Source organism: Luteolibacter sp. AS25, from assembly GCF_046736275.1.
GTDB lineage: Bacteria > Verrucomicrobiota > Verrucomicrobiia > Verrucomicrobiales > Akkermansiaceae > Luteolibacter.
In genome coordinates, this window is sequence record NZ_CP151837.1 from 1,034,069 (window position 1) to 1,051,274 (window position 17,206).

General features: G+C 53.8%; 6 protein-coding genes. 1 reads left to right on the forward strand and 5 read right to left on the reverse strand.

Annotated features, from left to right (window positions below):
* Window positions 1-141: 141 nt before the first annotated feature.
* The 3 genes from AAGA79_RS04820 to AAGA79_RS04830 all read right to left on the reverse strand — a co-directional run bounded on the left by AAGA79_RS04820 (window position 142) and on the right by AAGA79_RS04830 (window position 8,006).
* Window positions 142-1,032 carry a DUF3800 domain-containing protein gene (locus tag AAGA79_RS04820; RefSeq protein ID WP_411827643.1) on the reverse strand — a complete coding sequence of 297 codons (891 nt, stop codon included), beginning with the start codon at window positions 1,030-1,032 and terminating at the stop codon, window positions 142-144.
* Complete coding sequence (locus tag AAGA79_RS04825) at window positions 1,019-6,007, reverse strand: DEAD/DEAH box helicase (protein WP_411827644.1); 4,989 nt, start codon at window positions 6,005-6,007, stop codon at window positions 1,019-1,021. The genes AAGA79_RS04820 and AAGA79_RS04825 overlap by 14 nt, the downstream gene beginning before the upstream one ends.
* Before the next feature lie 883 nt (window positions 6,008-6,890).
* Window positions 6,891-8,006 (reverse strand): tyrosine-type recombinase/integrase, encoded by a 1,116-nt coding sequence (locus tag AAGA79_RS04830; RefSeq protein WP_411827645.1) that lies wholly within the window; start codon window positions 8,004-8,006, stop codon window positions 6,891-6,893.
* Between the two features lie 531 nt (window positions 8,007-8,537).
* On the opposite strand from AAGA79_RS04830, the gene AAGA79_RS04835 reads away from it, so the two are divergent.
* Window positions 8,538-15,422 carry a hypothetical protein gene (locus AAGA79_RS04835; protein WP_411827646.1) on the forward strand — a complete coding sequence of 2,295 codons (6,885 nt, stop codon included), beginning with the start codon at window positions 8,538-8,540 and terminating at the stop codon, window positions 15,420-15,422.
* Window positions 15,423-15,503: 81 nt separating this feature from the next.
* Here the strand turns inward: AAGA79_RS04835 and AAGA79_RS04840 are convergent, their stop codons facing one another.
* Together AAGA79_RS04840 and AAGA79_RS04845 are read right to left on the reverse strand one after the other, a co-directional pair.
* Window positions 15,504-16,034, reverse strand: coding sequence for a hypothetical protein (locus AAGA79_RS04840; protein WP_411827647.1), 531 nt, complete (start codon window positions 16,032-16,034; stop codon window positions 15,504-15,506).
* A 20-nt stretch (window positions 16,035-16,054) separates the two neighbouring features.
* On the reverse strand, window positions 16,055-17,203 hold the full coding sequence (locus AAGA79_RS04845) for an ABC transporter permease (RefSeq protein ID WP_411827648.1): 1,149 nt from the start codon (window positions 17,201-17,203) through the stop codon (window positions 16,055-16,057).
* Window positions 17,204-17,206: the final 3 nt, after the last annotated feature.

Genomic DNA, 17,206 nt, shown 5'->3' on the forward strand with positions numbered 1-17,206 from the left:
TTCGTCGTGGGTATTCAGAATTGAGGTGATGAATAATCGATTTGACGAGAGACGTTTACTGTTTTACCAGTCCCTTGCGCTCAGGGAGATCGAAGTCCAACGTTTACGTCGGATATTGATGTAGGTCTTCATGAGTGCTTTTTATTTGTTACTGGGCTTGAACAGCCAATGGCGGTAGGGGTCGGTCCATCGGTCGTGCGGGTAGTTTTTGTAGTGTTTCCCATTTTTAGGGTCGTAGTTCCTGACTCCTTTTTGGGCTACGATTTGGGAGATTTCGGCGTAAATGTGTTTGTAGAGTTTCTCCTTTGCGATGGTTCGTTTGCCTCGGATGCGCTTGCCGGGAGGCTTGATGAGGTGCATGTCATTGAGACGAAACGCCATCGCTCCCAGGACGATATCGACGCATTGGAGTAGAATGTAGTCTTTCGAGTCAATTTCGGAGATCGCTTGAGGTTCGACAAGGATTCCACTTTCACGAAGCTCGCCAGTTTGGTTTAGGCGACAGAGGTATTCCTTGAATGATTGAATTTGAGTCTTGGTGTCGGGAAGGCGGTCGAGGAAGAGTCGGAGGCGAAAAGGCGTGGTTTCGGTAGGGCGGGAGGTGAAGCCGAAGGAGTGCTTGATAAATTGGTAATAGAGTCGGAGATAGCGTTCATTCTTTGGGACGAGTCCACGGGTATATTCATTCCGGTTATTCCGAAACATAACGCGCATTTTTACGCGGCCTTCTCTCATTTCGGTGAAGAAGGCGGAAGTGATCTCCTTATAAGAATCCAAGTCCTGCGCGGTGACTTTTTGCCATTTCAATTCATTGCCCTGGAAGCCAAGAGCATTCTTGTAATCGATAAGCCGAGTTCTGACTCCTTCGTATTCTGGTTGAGGAACCAAGGCTCCTCCGTAGAAGTTGGAGAAGAGAGATCCATCCTGAACCGATTCGTCGGCAAAGAGATAGTATTGGTCGAAGTGATCCATCACGTAATCAAAAAGAGTCCTGTTGTGAAGTGCTGTGCACAGTCGGCTACTTTCGCTCATTGAGAGCGGGAAGGCCGGCGACGATGGTGTTGGTTTGGATGGACACGTGGGCGACGCTTAGGAGAAGGTCTAGGATGTAGCGGGGGTTGTCGTGTTCGCGGCACCAGTCGTTGGGGTCGTTTTTGATGCCACTGGTTTTGTCAATTTTGACTTGGTAGCGGTCGAGGAGCCAGTCGAGGGCGGACTTGCCGTTGACGATGTAGTTGTGGGCGTCCTCGGGGATGTTGGAGATGGTGATGTTGGCGTTGTAGATGATGCGGGTTTTGTCGAAGCGGTGGCCGTTGGCTTTTTGCTCCGGGGTGGGGCGGGCGTAGGTCATCTTCTTGACGCGGTAGAGGTCGAAGGGTTCGAGAGCGAGTTCGTCGCCTTCGACGGCGATGCCGGGATGGGGCGGAACGGTCTCGTAGTTGAGGTGGAGTTCGGCGAGGTCGCGTCCGGCTTGGGTGAAGGCTTGGTAGTCGGCGGCTTCCGTGGTGAGCGGGATGCGGGGGAGCATCTTCTTGAGGTCGGCGGCGAAGCGCTCGCGGTATTCCGGGCTGTGGAGGATGCCGTAGACGTAGTAGAAGATGTCTTCCTTGGTGACCTTCTTTCCGTAGGCCTCGCAGAAGGTGGCGAGGATGGCGTCGGAGATGGCGGACTTGCGGCGGTAGCCGTCGATAATTTCGGCTTCGGGGTCGTCGGTGGAGAGGTCGAGTTCGCCGGCGCTCGCCTCGACTTTCTCGTAAAGGTAGAGCGGGAAACATTGGCCTCCTGAAATCGTGTGGAGGTTCGGAAGAACGTTCATGCTGAAAACGCAGAAGGGGACAGTCTCTCCAACCCCTGGAACGGAAAGGACAAGGTTCTCGTGTTTAATGGTGGGGAAAAGTCTCTCTTTGTAGCGGTGATTAAAATGACGGTCATAGTATAGTTTTTGCCGGGAGAACGGACGATACAGTGATGTGCCTAACTTGTTGTCCGAGTAGCTGCATTTACTATCTTGGCAGAGCTTTGAAATCAGTGAGCCTGTCCACTTGATTTGTTTGTCGTCGGATACGATGCGTTTTTTAGCTTCATCTGCTGGTTTGGTTGCGGCTCTGCATTCAGAAGCGTGTTGCTCCACCTGTTCGTTGTAGAAAGCAATCGTGGCTTTCATGCGTTCTGCTAGTTTGGGTTTCGAATAGCTGTAGACCCAAGCATCGCGGTTTGTCTGCACTCCATTTTGGCGGTCGAGGAAGGTCGTGAGTTCGCCGTCCTCCTCCGCATTGAGTGGAATAAAAGTCTCAAAAGCAGGGTCTCGTTGGTTGATCCAATCGTGTTCGGCGTTGGGTTTGATGGTTTTCCACTTTTTGGAGTCGTGGCGGTGGAGTCCGTTGAGGGATTCGAGGCTGCGGAAGATTTCGAGTTTTTCCTCGCGGGAGAGGTAGTTGCCGATGTCGTGGTAGTGGATTTGAGCAGGTGCAGATTTGGCAGGGTTTTTGACGAGAAGGGAAATGGCAACAGGTGTGCGGGAGCCCTGGCCGAAGACTTTCCCCCCTTCCTGACGGGAAAGTTCGCCAGAGGTGCGTTGGTTTCCCCGCGCATTAAAGATGTAGAGCGTTGTGAACTCCTCACCTAGACAAGCACGGAGGCCATCGCAGACGTTTGAGTCGATGAAGGAGCCGTTAGTGACGAAGGCGACGATGCCGTTGTCGCCGATGCGGTCGGAGGCCCAGCGGATGGCGCGGATGTATGAGTCGTAGAGGGAGTTTTTATTGGTGGCAGTAGAGCGGGCGGCGTAGGTGGCTTCGATACGGGAGTCGAGGGCAGGATAGGGGACGGGGTTGTCGTTGACGGAGTAGGGTGGGTTACTCATGACGACTCGGATGGGGGCGGCTTTTTGGCGGGCGACTCGTTTGTTGTTTTTGGGGAAGAAGGATTCGTCGGCGTTTTGCTGGCCGTCGTGAGGTTCGGCGAGTTGGAAGGTGTCGGTGAGGACGATGCCGTCGAAGGGCTGATAACTAGTTTCGTAATCTACGGGATCGCTGATGAGTACCCCATGCTTCACCGCTTCATCTAGTTCACTGTCATAATACTTGGATTTCGCCTCGCTCTGGAGTGCATGGTAGGTTTCCTCGATATTGACGGCTGCGATGTAGTAGGCGAGGAGGACGATCTCGTTGGCGTGGAGTTCGTTTTGGTATTTGTGGGCGAGATCCTGAGGTTTGATGAGGCCGGATTGGAGGAGGCGGACGATGAAGGTGCCGGTGCCGGTGAAGGGGTCGATGACGTGGACGTCTTTGTCAGAGATGGAGGTCTTGAACTCTTGCTGGAGGATGTCTTCGACGGAGTGGATGATGAAATCGACGATCTCGACGGGGGTGTAAACGATGCCGAGACGCTTGGACATTTTCGCGAAGGCGGTAGCGAAGAATTTGTCGTAGAGTTCGAGGATGACTTTTTGTTTTCCTTCAGCGTTATCGATGCCAGCGGCGCGGGTGCGGACGGAGTGGTAGAATTGATCGAGTTCTCTGGTTTCCTTTTCGAGAGCCTGGTCGTTGAGAGCTTCGAGGATGCCTTCCATGGCTTGGGAGACGGGGTTGTGTTTTGAGAATTGGGATTCCTCGAAGAGGGCGTCGAAGACGGGGCGGGTGATGAGGTGCTGGGAGAGCATCTCGATGGCTTCCTCTCGGGTGATGGCGGGGTTAATGTTTTGGTGGAGGCCGTTGAGGAATTTGGCGAAGGCGACGGCGTGGTGGGATTGTCCTTCGTCGAGAAGGGTGGTGATGCGCTCGATGTGGCGGCGGGCGATCTCGGCGACGTTGGTGGCCCATTTTTCCCAGTAGCGGCGTTCACCGCATTTTTTGACGATGCGGGCGTAGAGGGCGTCTTTCCATTCGCCGAGTTGAGAGAAGAAGGGGAAGGGCGTGGTCTCGGCTACCTTGCCCTTTTTGTCTTTGCCAGAAACGGCGGTATCGCCGGCGTCATTGGGATCGGTACCGCCAATGCCGATGATGCCGATTTGGGGCGGGGCTTTCTTGTTGAGTTCGATTTGATTGATGACGGCATTGAAGCGGTCATCGTGGGAGCGGAGAGCTTGGAGGACTTGCCAGACGATGGCGTATTTTTTGTTATCCTTGAGGGCTTCCTCGGGGGTGACGCCGGCGGGTATGCCGATGGGGAGGATGATGTAGCCGTATTGCTTGCCGGGGGCCTTGCGCATGACTCGACCGACGGATTGGACGACATCGACGACGGAGTTGCGCGGGTTGAGGAACATGACGGAGTCGAGGCCGGGAACGTCGACGCCTTCGGAGAGGCAACGGGCATTGGAGAGAATGCGGCATTGATTGGCGGGTTGGGCTTCCTTGAGCCAGTCGAGCTTGTGGCCTCGGGTGATAGCGTTCATGCCGCCATCGACGTGGTCGAGTTCGACCTTGAGGAGGTTTTCTTCCTCGGGGTGGTCGGCTTGGTAGTTCTCGACGAGTTCGGCAAAGTATTGGCAGAAGGCCTTGGAGTCCTTGATGGAGCGTGAGAAGGCGACGGCGGTGCGCATGGGGGCGAGGTCGCCATAGAGCTCGGCTTCGTCGGTAGTGGTATGGTCGAGTTTTTTGGAGAGGCCATTCCAACACCCGGTGATGCGGACGGCGTCGTCGAGATCGAGTTCGTTGTCGGAATCGGTGATAAGGGATTGGAAGGTCTTGGAGGCGTAAGATTCATCGACGGCGAGGACGAGGACCTTGTAGTCGGTGAGAAGATCTTTCTCGACGGCTTCGCCAAAGCCAAGGCGGTAGAGTTCCGGGCCGAAAGTGTCTTCGTCGCCCATGTCGGCGAGGGTGGCGTCGGCTTCGGCGGCTTTGACCTTGGTTTCATCGCCAAAGACCTTGGGGGTGGCGGTCATGTAGAGGCGCTTGGTGGCGCGGATGTAGTCGGCGTCGTGGATCTTGACGAAGTGGGATTCGTCGCCATCGGCAAGGGTGACGCCGGTGGTGCGGTGGGCTTCATCGCAGATGACGAGATCGAAGTCGGGGAGCCCGGCCTTTTGGGCATCGCTGACGGAGGCGATGGAGTGGTAGGTCGAAAAGACTACGGTGGTGCCGTGGTTGGCCTTGGATTGCTTTCGGCGTTTGATCTTACCTTGAAGGGCGTTGTATTGGTGAAGGAGGGATTTGGTATTGGTGGTGGCGGGGAAGGCGAGATCGGAAATGGATATGTCGGTGTTGTCTGCGTCCTGTTCGTTACGCCGACCGATTTGGGAGTCTGAGCAGACGGCTAGGGCGTGGATGGGCTTTTGGGAGAAGGCGGTCCACTCGCGGAGGGTTTGTGCAAGGAGGGCGAGGGATGGAACAAGGAAGAGGACATGACCGCCCATGGCTACTTCTTCGACGATGGCGAGGGAGGTGTAGGTCTTGCCGGTGCCGCAAGCCATGATGAGCTGGCCACGGTCGGGGCACCCTTCTGCCATTAAGTCGTTCTTCACTGCCTCGATAGCGGGAATTTGGTGCGCTCTTGGAGAACGATTCTTCTGAAGCTTTAGCTTGTTAAGGGAATCGGCAGTGAAAGAGGACCAGTCGACGGGAGAATTATCGAGGTCCTGGACCCTGAGGCGTTGAATAGGTTTTGTCTGATCCTTTAGGGTGGCCTCGACGTTGCGTCCCCATTTGTCGGTTGTTGAGACAATGATACCTGAAGAGAATAGCTTCTTGCCGAGGGCGGAAACGAAGGAATCGATGTCACCTTTGACTAGCTGATGGGTCGGCTCGTAAAATTTACACTGAATGCCAACGAATTCTCCGGTGGCTTCTTCTTCGGCAACAATGTCGATGCCTATGTCCCCGGTCTCTCCTTTGCGGGGCCATTCGTTGAACATCCAGACGTTCGAAAAGCGTTCGGAATATTGGGGGTCAAGTTCTAGGTATCGGCAAATCAGACGTTCAAAGCGGTCGCCAAGATCACGGTTGTTGAGGGAATCGTCTCGGAATTCTGCGAGGATGTCGTGGATAGAAACTTGATCAGGCATGGGCGATGAATAGTGAAAATCATCTGTCACGATATGGAAATGACAATTGGTGTTCGATAGGGTTCCGAAGAGTGTAATCCGGTGCAGAGGTATCTTTGCAAAAATAGTGCAAATGTTCAGATAAGATCAGATAAGATCAGTTTGAGAGAGTTGGCAGGTGGTCCAAGATGAGTGTTGGCCAGTGTTAGGATCTAGTCCAAGGCTCTGCTTTTGACTACTTCTTAGGACAATCCTCTGATCTCCGTAGATTTTTGCTAGGACATGTCGCCAAGTTACGCGACATTAGGCCCGTATTCGTCAGGACTTTAGGCGGAGTTTGATCGAACCAATCAACGCCCTCGGCTTCAGTAGGGAGATTGCGGGAGCGTCGATGAAGAACCTTCTCTTTTTGGGTGCTGGATATTTCAAGGGGGACCCCGCCTTGTTCGTTGTTGCATGGCTATCTAATTGCATCGCATTTTGGATACTTCCGAGAAAATAACTCGAACATGAAATCGATCCCAACCAAGACCAGCAGCGCATCTTCGAAATCCCCTAAGTCAAAAAGCGCATTCTCGACTCCACTGGCACCCCCACACATTCACCTGGTCTTCTCGCTGCACCCCGCGACGTTAAAACAGTTAGAGGATTCAAAGCCTAAGGTTACTCCGTCACACAACTTAACATTCGACCAAATGCTGGCCTGATTTCTGGCTTTGTTTAGCGACAGTGGACCTACGCTTCTGCTCTTCACGCCAGCTCATGAATGGACGTGTTCAGTAACACGCGCTACCCAGGGCTCATCTCTCTTTGATTCCTTCTTAGGATTGGCAGCACCTTGGCTCGGTTCGGAGTAACTAGCCCTACTTGACAATAGGGATACAAGCGAACAGGCCAAAAACTACTAGGAAACGCCTTTGAGGCTTGGGATAAGATCGACTCCGGCTCGAAGGGTAGAGAGTTCCTGATGGGTATATTTCTGGTGAGTCTCGCTTTCACTGTGCCCTGTCATTTTCATGCGCACTTCTTCGGGGACATTTGCTTTGGCGAGCGCACTGGTGAAGGTATGTCGAAGACTATGGAAGGATTTTTCGGCACTTTCACGGGGAGCTCCTTTGCTGACTTCGCGAGTAATATTCCGGGAGATATTCGAATTGTTCATAATTTCTCTAAATTGAGCAGAGAGACCTTTCCTGCCACCTGATTCAATTTTCGCCAACGACGGGAAGAGAGGCGCAGTCGCAAAAGGAGAGGGCGGGTTCCTTTCGAAGAAAGCTAGGAGTTCGGCATGGAGTGGAACTTCGATGGTTCGCTTCTTCCTATCCGTTTTCTTCGGCATGAGGTGGATGACACTTCGTGCGAGATCGATATTTCCGGAGGTGAGATTGGATGCGTCAGCGAGGCGTAGGCCGGCGAAGGCTCCTAAGAGAATCACTCCACGCCATTCTTGAGATGGTGCGGCAGCCAATAGGCGACCGACTTCTTCGGCGGTGAAGGGGACTCTCGTGGTAGAATCGCTTTCGGTGACTTGCTTCACCGAAGTGGCCGGGTTCTGGAGGATTAGGGATGCTTTCACTGCGTCGCCGAAGATTGAGCGTAGGCATTTGAGTTTGTGGTTCGCGGTCTTTCCGGTTCGTCCTTCTGCGACGATGGAGTCGCGAAACCTTCGAATGTCCGAGGCGGAGATTGTTTCGAGATGGCTACCGGCACGACTTCCCAGGAAGGCTATGAAGTGATTGATAACCGATTTGTAGAAGGCAACGGTGGTTGGTTTTGTAGTGGCCACCTTTTCTTTCAGCCACTCTTTCATCCATTCTTCACATGTGCTTTCACTAAGATTGCCTTCGCCGGCGGCCTCCATGATTTCTCCGATGATCCTACGTGCGTGGGCTGGGTTTAACCTTCCTTTAAGTGCCAATTCGCCGGCTTCTCTAACTTTCCCCAAAATAGCCTCTGCTTTTTCATCACTCGCTCCTGCTTCCTTCAGTGCATCTCGTTCCAATTGATTGGCGACCATCATGGCCTCCTTTTTTGTCGTGTGGCCGGTGGATTTTTTGATCTGTTTGGTGCCTCCGTCTGAAGTAGGTATTCTATAAAAAGCGTAGTACTTAGAGGAAGTTTTGCCGTCGGGCTGCTTTATGCGGTGAACGGTAGCCATCTCTGAAAAGTAGTAACATAGTGGTAACAGTCAATAGAGTTCTATGGTGTTCGATGGGATGTGATGTCCTTATAAAATAAGGATTTGTTGTCCCGTTAGGTTTTGGTTGAATCTTGGAATTGAATCCTGGGTTCGAGTCCCAGTCTGCGTACTTCTACCTTTCCGTCTTATTTTTACAACCTCAGGGTCTCAACTTCCCTGAGGTTTTTTGTGTCATAGCGGTCAGGTCTGGCAAGTATCTGCTACGATATCCATGGTATCTATTTCGTTAGATCAGTTTTATCTATGTATCTGCTTAATTGTCCGGTGTCTTTGAAGTTCAGGTTTACCGTTTTACTATTGAAACCAAGGCCTAAATGAGGATGATCCGAGTACATGATAACGCCTCCTTTCATGAATGTTCATTTCCGTGGTCTATGTAAGTATGTGATGTGGGGAGGTGCTCTCGCTCATGTTGGACTTTCCAATGTGGACGCTGCCACTACTTCGATCGAATATTCCGCAAGTCAGATTTCGCAGCCATATCTGAATTCCACTACAGTCTCCGTTACTCAAATGCAGTATGGCCTTCGGATTTATTCGCTTGGCTCTCAGGGAGCTAATTCATCGAGTAATCCTGCGGGCACAGGTGGCTCGGCTTCGAATCTTTCTAGCGTGGGAAACGCCGCTGAAGTTACTTTGAACTCTTATAGTGGAGGGCAGGCCAGAGCTGTATTTTATGAATCAAACGGCGGGGGTGGCGGCAATTACACGAATACCAATGGCGACCATAATTCCGGATCTGGAGGATCAGGCGGGAATATCACCGGAAGCAATACCGGTGATATCCGAGGCAGTGGAAGCTTTTCCAATGGATTGTATTTACTTCATGCGGAAAGTATTGGGGGGGTGGGCGGTTCGTCTACGTCCAAGAATCCCACCCACACTGATGGTGGATATTCGGGTAAGAATGCCTACGGTGGTAATGGCGGCTACGGAAATTCCATTAGTCTCACCAATTCGGGCGAGATATCTCTTGCCGGTGGGACCAATGTCACGGGAGATGGATATTTCCGCGGGATTCAAGGGATTTCCCACGGTGGTGATGGTGGGACCGGAAGGGTGGGTGGCATAGGCGGGTATGCGAGCGACGTTAATATTTTTAATTACGGCAAGATCGATATGACCTTGAGGTCGGTGACCGGCGATCAGATTTCCGGTGTTGTGGGTATCAGGGCAGAATCCACCGGAGGAACAGGCCAAGACTCCTACAAGCAATATAAGAATGGCGGGAATGGTGGAAATGCCGGGTCGGTGACGATCGCCTCCAGCGAGATTGATATCGATATCGTTGGCGAAAATGTGAACTACACCGCTGCTGGAATAGCTGCGTATACAACAGGTGGAGACGGCGGAAAGGCTTGGAACGGAGGCTCCGACGGGAACAACTACGCGGGAGCCGGTGGGTCCGCTGGATCTATCACGATAGGCGTCCAGGAAAACCTCACATTCAGTGGTAGCGGGGCTGTAGGAGTTATTGCCGAATCCAAGGGCGGAAAAGGCGGCGATGGCACTGATAACGAAAAAAGCTATTCCGGCGCTGGGGGGGACTCCGGTGAAGTATATATTGTCGTTCAAGACGGAGCAGATTTGACAATGTCTGGAAATAATTCGCCGGGAATTTTCACATTGTCCGCCAGCGGTTCTGGTGGGACCACGCCGACAAGTTCACAGGACGCCGGAGGAACGGCTGGTGCGGGTGGAAATGGAGGGAGAACCGGAGGGGTCGTTGTAGATATAGATGGAGGTTCTACTCTTTCGACGAGTGGCGCGAATTCGATCGGTATTTTCGCGGTGTCGGAGGGCGGCAGTGGCGGAGCCGGTGGCGAGCTGAGCACAAATGGAGATGCATTTGGAGACGGGGCAGGAAAGGGCGGAGTGGGCTCTGCCGGGGGAGAGGTGACTATTACCCTTGCCGATAACTCAAGCCTGCGGACCGCAGGGAAGAGCAGCGCTGGAGTTGCGGCGATTTCGTCAGGTGGAAATGGCGGAGCAGGCGGCAAATACAAGGGAATTGGCGGCGGAGAAGGTGCAAACGGAGGTAACGGAGGAAATGGCGGAAGCGTGACTGTAGATCTTGGAAGTGGAGCAAACGTAGAGACCGGTGGCGATTATTCGCATGCGATCATTGCCGCCAGTTTGAGTGGGAACGGTGGAGCAGGTGGTGACGAAAACGCGACGGTGGCCGGCTCCAGTGGTGCTGGCGGACGTGGTGGAGACACCGGCAAGGTGTTGATCAATAACCATGGTTTTATCCAGACGCATGGAGATGGTTCCTTTGGTATTCTTGCACAGGGATTCTCAGGCGGCGGAGGTGGTTCCGGTGATGGATCTTCGGTTTTTAAGACTGGTATTGATCAGGCTGGACTGAGTGGCTCGGTGGGTTTTGTGGAAGTCCTGAACTATGGAGTGGTTAATACACTTGGGGACAATTCCTATGGTTTGTTGGCTCAGTCGGTCTCAGGATCGGGCGGAGTTGGCGGTAGTTCGGAGCTGGGAATTGCTTCACTGGGGGGCGATGGCGCGTATGGAACCGACGGTGGAGCAGTTGAGCTCGATCACAATGGAAGTATAACAACAGCGGGAGATGGCTCCCACGGTGCACTGTTGCATACCGTTGGCGGAGGAGGTGGTGACGCTGGCTCGGCAGCAGGTCTGGTTTCGATTGGCGGAAGTGGCTCAGGCGGTGGTAACGGGGGGGCGATCATTGTGGATCTTTATGGTTCTGAAATTACCACGACCGGCAGTTTGGCAAGTGGATTGCTCGCTCAATCCATCGGCGGTGGCGGCGGCAATGGCGGCGATGCCACCGCTGCGGGACCGGGTGCTGCGCTTTCGATTGGGGGTACTGCCGGCGGCGGAGGGAACGGCGGCGACGTCTCCTTGCTGAGTAGTGCACGTATTTCTACCGGTGGGGGAGTAGTGACGGTGCCGGACCAGGATAATCCCGGGGAGACTAACACCATCGCGACGGGTTCAAAATCGGCTGGTATACTTCTTCAATCAGTCGGAGGCGGAGGTGGTAATGGCGGATCAGCCTACGCGCTTTCAGTTGGTCCCGGACTGAGTTCGGCCGCAGCAGTTGGAGGAAGCGGTGGAGATGGCGGAGACGGGGGAAATGTCACTCTAACCACGGAAGGTGGATCCATACATACCGGGCAGTATGATCTTTCGAAACTGACTACTGCGAATACTTTGCCTACCGATTCATTCGGGATTGTTGCTCAATCAATCGGCGGCGGCGGAGGTAGTGGGGGTTCCTCCTTTGCTGAGGCTCTCGCAATCGCGGTTACAATTCCGGGGACTGACACCCCGATTGCAGCCACAGCAGCTTTTTCCACAGGCGGTAGCGGCGGCAAGGGAGGAAGCGGCGGCAGGTCCGCTGGGAGTGATACAGGAGTGGTCGTGAATCTTACGAAAGGCACACAGGTTATGACCGAAGGCCAGGGGTCGCACGGCGTCCTCGCACAAGGTGTGGGAGGCGGGGGCGGACTCGGTGGAGACTCTTCTGCTTTTGCCGCGACACTCGGATACGGTTTTGCAGCGGAAGAGGGGCCAACTGTTTCACTCGCTATTGAATCTACCCTCGGCGCGAAAGGTGGCGATGGGGGTAGGGGAGGTGACGTTCAAGTAAATGTGGGCGAAAACTCTGGGAACGGAGCTACAATTCTTACGCTCGGAGACTTTTCCAACGGTGTGACGGCGCAGTCTATCGGTGGCGGTGGTGGCAATGCCGGATTGGGTAGCGGAACTACTGAAAATTATGGTGGATCGAAGTCGGTGAGCGCGAGTATCGGGCTCGGTGCGAGCGGTGGAACAGGCGGTGACGGTTCGCTGGCCGAGATCAATCTGAAGGAAGGAAGTGATGTAACGACCTACGGGGATGGGTCAAACGGGCTTTTGGTGCAGTCAATTGGTGGGGGGGGCGGAACATCCCAGGGTGGCACGCTGAGTCTGGGGACATCGTTTTCAGTAAAAGCAGGAAAAATCACCGAGGGAAGCTCCGACTCCAAAGTCGGCTTCAAGGGGGATCTGGGCGTTTCTCTAGGTGCAACCGGCGGTGCTGGAGGAGGAGGTGCTGCCGCGAACGCACTTGTAGCTGGAAAAATCACGACCCATGGAAATGACTCCACAGGCATACTGGTCCAATCGATCGGAGGCGGGGGCGGCGTGGCTGGAGCAGCCGGAGCTTTCGCGTCACCTGATGCGCCCTGGACACCTTCAGGGGAAAATTTCATCCGGGCGAAGAAGATCTATAACAAGGATATAGCGGTGAAGGTGGACCTTGATTTCTCTGCGGATCTTTCTTTGGGGTCGCTGAATTCCGGCGCTTCCGGAGGTGGAGGTAATGCGGTGTTTGATGATTTGGGTGGAGCTGAAGTGGATACAAGTGGTGACTGGTCGTCCGGAATCCTTGTGCAGTCTATCGGCAACGGTGGCGGTAAGGCTGGAAGTGCTGTAGCGACTGGACAAGGAGCCTCAAACCAAATCGACCTACGTCTAGGAGGCAACAGTTCGGGAACCAACGATACACCGGGCGCCTATTCCAGCGGGGGGCTAGCTGAAGCCTTTGTGGAGGGAACTCTTATCCGAAGCGGAATAGAAAACGGTTATTCTTCATTTGGCCTCGTGGTTCAGAGCATAGGCGGGGGAGGTGGTCTTGCTGCTGATAATTCGGATTCTGCAATAGGTAGTATCGCGGTGGGCAACGGCGGTGAGACTCTGACGGACCAAAACGGGAAAGTGTCAGGCGATGGAGGTGATTCCTTTCTTTCAGGTACTGCGGAAATTCAGACGTCCGGTATTGGCGGCCATGCGGTTGTCCTTCAATCGATCGGTGGCGGCGGAGGAATTGGTGGCGCTGGCACGAGTAGTGAAAATGCTTTTGCCAGCTCAATTGAGCTCGCTGTGGGCGGAAATGCCTATTCGTCCGGATCCGGTTCGGACGTGACGATTGATTCACCCTCAGTCCTCACCTTGCGAACAAACAATGACCATGCCTACGGAATCCTGGCGCAGAGTATCGGTGGTGGTGGTGGGCTCGGAGCGGTGGTTGATCCGAGGTATGTTTCCATAGCAGGCACGCAATCCGCGACAGGCGGAACCAACCGGAGTCGAGGCGGAAACCTTTCGCTGAGCCTTGGAGCGAGTAAAATCACTACATCCGGTTTGAATTCGCACGGCGTTGTTGCCCAAAGTATTGGCGGCGGAGGTGGTATTGCCGGATATTCATCAACTGGCAATTTCAGCGTATCAAACCCAAGTGCTGGCTACGGATATGGAGATGCTGGAAATGTTGCCATCGCGCTCAATCCGGAGGGAACAATCACCACAACAGGTGCGCGGGCCCACGGAATTTTAGCCCAGAGCATTGCGGGCGGAGGCGGAATTGTAAATGGAGTTGCCGGTAGGTCTAACAAGGATGGTTCCGGATACGCAGGAAGAATTTCTATCACAGTAGATGGGCAAATCTCAGTGTCAGGTGAAGGCTCATACGGAGTTTTCGCACAACAGGATGCGCCACAATTCAATGGCCAGGCGAATGCGAATATCACCGTGGGGGGAAGTGTTGTTTCGGCAGATACCGCAATCGTGATCGAATCCGAAAATGGGCAGGTTATAACAGATGCCGGTGGTCTCATAAGTGGGCCGATTGCGGTTCAGAGGGTTGGTGAAAGCGCTTATACGCTCAATATTATCAACAGCGGCACTATCAGTGGGTCTATTCTCGGCGATAACGATTGGGTTAGCGGAACCGGCACCCAGACTACGGCGATGGTGAACACCGGCGAATTTATTGCCGGTCCTTCGGTGCAAGCCAGTGTCTTAAATAGGGGGCTGTTCAGGGTACGCGAGTTAACCCTTATGGAAGGGCCGCTTGTTCAGGAAGATGGCGGGACGCTGATTTCCCACGCCGATTTCTCTCCGGAAGCTGACGTAAGGCTCATTGTGGATGACGATGCCGACCTCGATGGGAAATTAAATATTGCGGGGCAAAACGTCACCGGTATCCGTGAGGTGGAAGTGCTGAGAGTGAACGGTGACTTCATTAACTCGCTGGAGATCGATGAAAACTCCGCGGTGTTGTTTGATTATACTCTCAGGCATGGTGAAGACCGTATTCTGGTTTCCGCGGATGCGGATTTCACGCCGGATGAATTTGATTTATCTAAAAATGCCGTGGCTGTGGGTAATTACCTTCAGAATGGGTTTTACGCCGAGGGTGCCGATAGTATCGCGAGCCTGTTTGATGCGCTGGAGGCGCTTGCGGTTAATGAAGCCGATTACCAAGATGGTCTGCATCAGCTTACTCCGGGGGCTGGATTGGGATTTGCTTCCCGGGAAATGTGGGCGCAGCTTGCATTTGCCAATACAGCACTGGGTGAAAAGGTGCTTCGGGGGGATTCGGCCCGACCTGTTGAAGTGCAATCGCTCTGGGCCAAAACCTCCGGCAGTTCGTTTGACGGGGATTCCTACGATTCAGATAGCTACAGCACATTGATCGGGGGACAATACGAGTATACCCCGAATTTCTTCATCGGGGGAGCATTCGGTTTCCGTGCTGATCAATTGGAGGCGCACGATGGCTCTGTTTCCGGTGAAGGTGACACTGTTTTGGGAGCGCTGACTGCAAAATACGAGCCTGGTGACTGGAGCTTCGCGGTTGCTCTGAGCGGGAGTTTCAGCGGAAATGACGCGACCCGGCGTATCCGTATTCCCGGGCACGAGACGCAGATGGATATTTCACCGGATGTCGCCTCTGTAGGAATCCTGGGGCAGTTCGGTTACACGTTCCACAACGAATGGGGATATGTGCGGCCGATGCTTAGTGCGGGTATCATTCATGTGAATGCGGAGGGCTACACTGAAGGAGGCGCGAGCAATCTACGTTTGCTGGTAGATGATGCGAGCCAGACGGCGCTGGTGGTAACGCCGGGTGTGGAAGCGGGTATCCGCAGCGATCTTTCAAATGGAATGACAGTCCGGAGCTATGTTTCCGGTGGTCTGAGCTTCTCGACAGTGGATGAGTGGGAACAGCAATCGCACTTTTCCGGCGGGCCTAGGAATATTGGGGCATTCAATACCGCATTGCCGCAGGATGATGTGGTTCTGAGGATTACAACCGGTTGCCAGCTACAGTTTACCGAGGTGCTGAGTGGATATATCCAATATGAAGGAGAATTCTCCGACAGTATCTCCAATAACGGCGGAGGAATCGGAATAGTTATGGAGTTTTAATTTCTGCAAGTTTGATAGCTGCAGGAAAAAGGCCGCGCTATTTCGCGCGGCCTTTTTTGATTCAGAGTATGGGAGTAGATTTTACTGCTCAATGTAAATGCTGGCTGCATTGATGAGCATGTTCTCGGCGTTTGATTGCTCAGTGACAGTCCCGGTGACGGTGGCGGTGCTCAGTTCCTTAAGGTTTCCGAGCCCTTTGATGGATGATTTCAGGGGGGTGCCCGACTCGTCCACAATTTGAACGGTGACGATGTTTTGTTTGATCACATCCGGATCATCACAGCAGGTGTCCCACGGACTGGCGCAGTTATCGCCCGGATGTAGATCGCAGGAGGTGAGCTTGGTTGGATCGCCCATGATCATGATGGCACGGCCGTCCATGAAAACGTTGTGGCTGCCGATTACCTTGCCGGTGAAGGTCACTTCATCACCGGGTTTTGCGTTCTCGCGGAGTTCGGAAATCTGAGTGGATTCGGCTGGTTTTTCCTCGGAAAGGTAAGCGGTGAGCTGATCGTTCGAGGTTTCGGAGGAGACCGTTTCGTTCTCTTTCTCCTTAGAGCAGGAGGTGATGGTTAGGAGGGCGGCCAGTGGTAGCAGTTTGTTTATTTTCATGGTGTTTGATTGTTTTAATTTCAGCTGGAGCGAAGTGCCTTAGGCAGAGATGGAAGGAGGCAGCGTATGGCGGGTGGCAGGGTGCCGAGGGAGCCGAGAAGAATACCTGCGAGTAGGCCTGTGAAGATAACAGGCGGAGTGAGGGTTAGCGTGAAGGTGCCTACGGAAAATGGAACCGTGCGGCCATCGAGCAGGAAAAAGGCGACGATAAATGCCAGCAATGTGCCGGTAAGTGTGGCCAGCAGGCTTTCCTGGATCAGGGAGACGAGAAGTGCGAGACGGGTGTAGCCAATGGACTGAAGGGTGGCCATTTCCTTGATACGGGCGGCAAAGGCTGCATAAAGGGTATTGAGGCCGCCGAAAACGGCTCCCGCTGCAACCAGTGCGGCAGTAACCCAGGTCATAATTTTTATGGGTCCGTAGAACATGCTCAGCTTCTCATAATAGTGGTCCTCGCGGATTGCGGAGAGCTCTAGGTCATTCCGTTGGAAGGTGAATAGGTCGACTTCATCGATGTTTTCGGAATCCAGGCGGAGGGTGACGGATGAGAGGGTTTCGCGCTGGGTTAGGGTTGCGAGGTCGTTTCGATCGAACCAGATTTCGGACTCAAGAACGGTGCCGGGCGCTGTAAAAATTCCGGAGATGCGAAGTTCTGAATTGCCGAATGAAATCGACTTTCCAATGGCCAGCTCTCCTTCCTTCACTCCGAGATTACGGTGTGCGAGGGCGCCGACCATGACTTCGCCCGGTCCGGGGAATTGACCGTCCAGCAGTCGGACGGATGTATGGACCAAGAGCGCTTTCTCCGAAACTCCACGCAGGAGTGCCTGATGCTCTTTGCCAGATCCCGTCCGGATGGGTGCCTGATAGGAAATTTCCCCTGATATCGCGGTAACTCCCAGCTGGGATTCTATCCCGCTGATCGAGGTGGCCGCCGAGGACTCCGCATCGATTTGGACCTCGGATCTTTCGATGGATTCCTCTGAACCCTTGCCTACGAGAATGACATTTCTGGGTGATCCGGAAGCGGAGAGGACGCTGTCCATTCCCTGGTTCAGAGCTACGGCGGCGATGATTAGTAGAACTACGAGCGCAGAGCCGCCGACAGTCTGGGCAAGCCGTGAGGGATCGCGGAAAAGGTTTCTAAGTGCGTATGAAAAAGGGAGCATGAT

Excerpts from the sequence above, each read along its gene's own strand:
- AAGA79_RS04845 (WP_411827648.1), bottom strand. The coding sequence starts at position 17,203 with ATGCTCCCTTTTTCATACGCACTTAGAAACCTTTTCCGCGATCCCTCA.
- AAGA79_RS04825 (WP_411827644.1), bottom strand. The coding sequence starts at position 6,007 with ATGCCTGATCAAGTTTCTATCCACGACATCCTCGCAGAATTCCGAGAC.
- AAGA79_RS04835 (WP_411827646.1), top strand. The coding sequence starts at position 8,538 with ATGAATGTTCATTTCCGTGGTCTATGTAAGTATGTGATGTGGGGAGGT.
- AAGA79_RS04820 (WP_411827643.1), bottom strand. The coding sequence starts at position 1,032 with ATGAGCGAAAGTAGCCGACTGTGCACAGCACTTCACAACAGGACTCTT.
- AAGA79_RS04840 (WP_411827647.1), bottom strand. The coding sequence starts at position 16,034 with ATGAAAATAAACAAACTGCTACCACTGGCCGCCCTCCTAACCATCACC.
- AAGA79_RS04830 (WP_411827645.1), bottom strand. The coding sequence starts at position 8,006 with ATGATGGTCGCCAATCAATTGGAACGAGATGCACTGAAGGAAGCAGGA.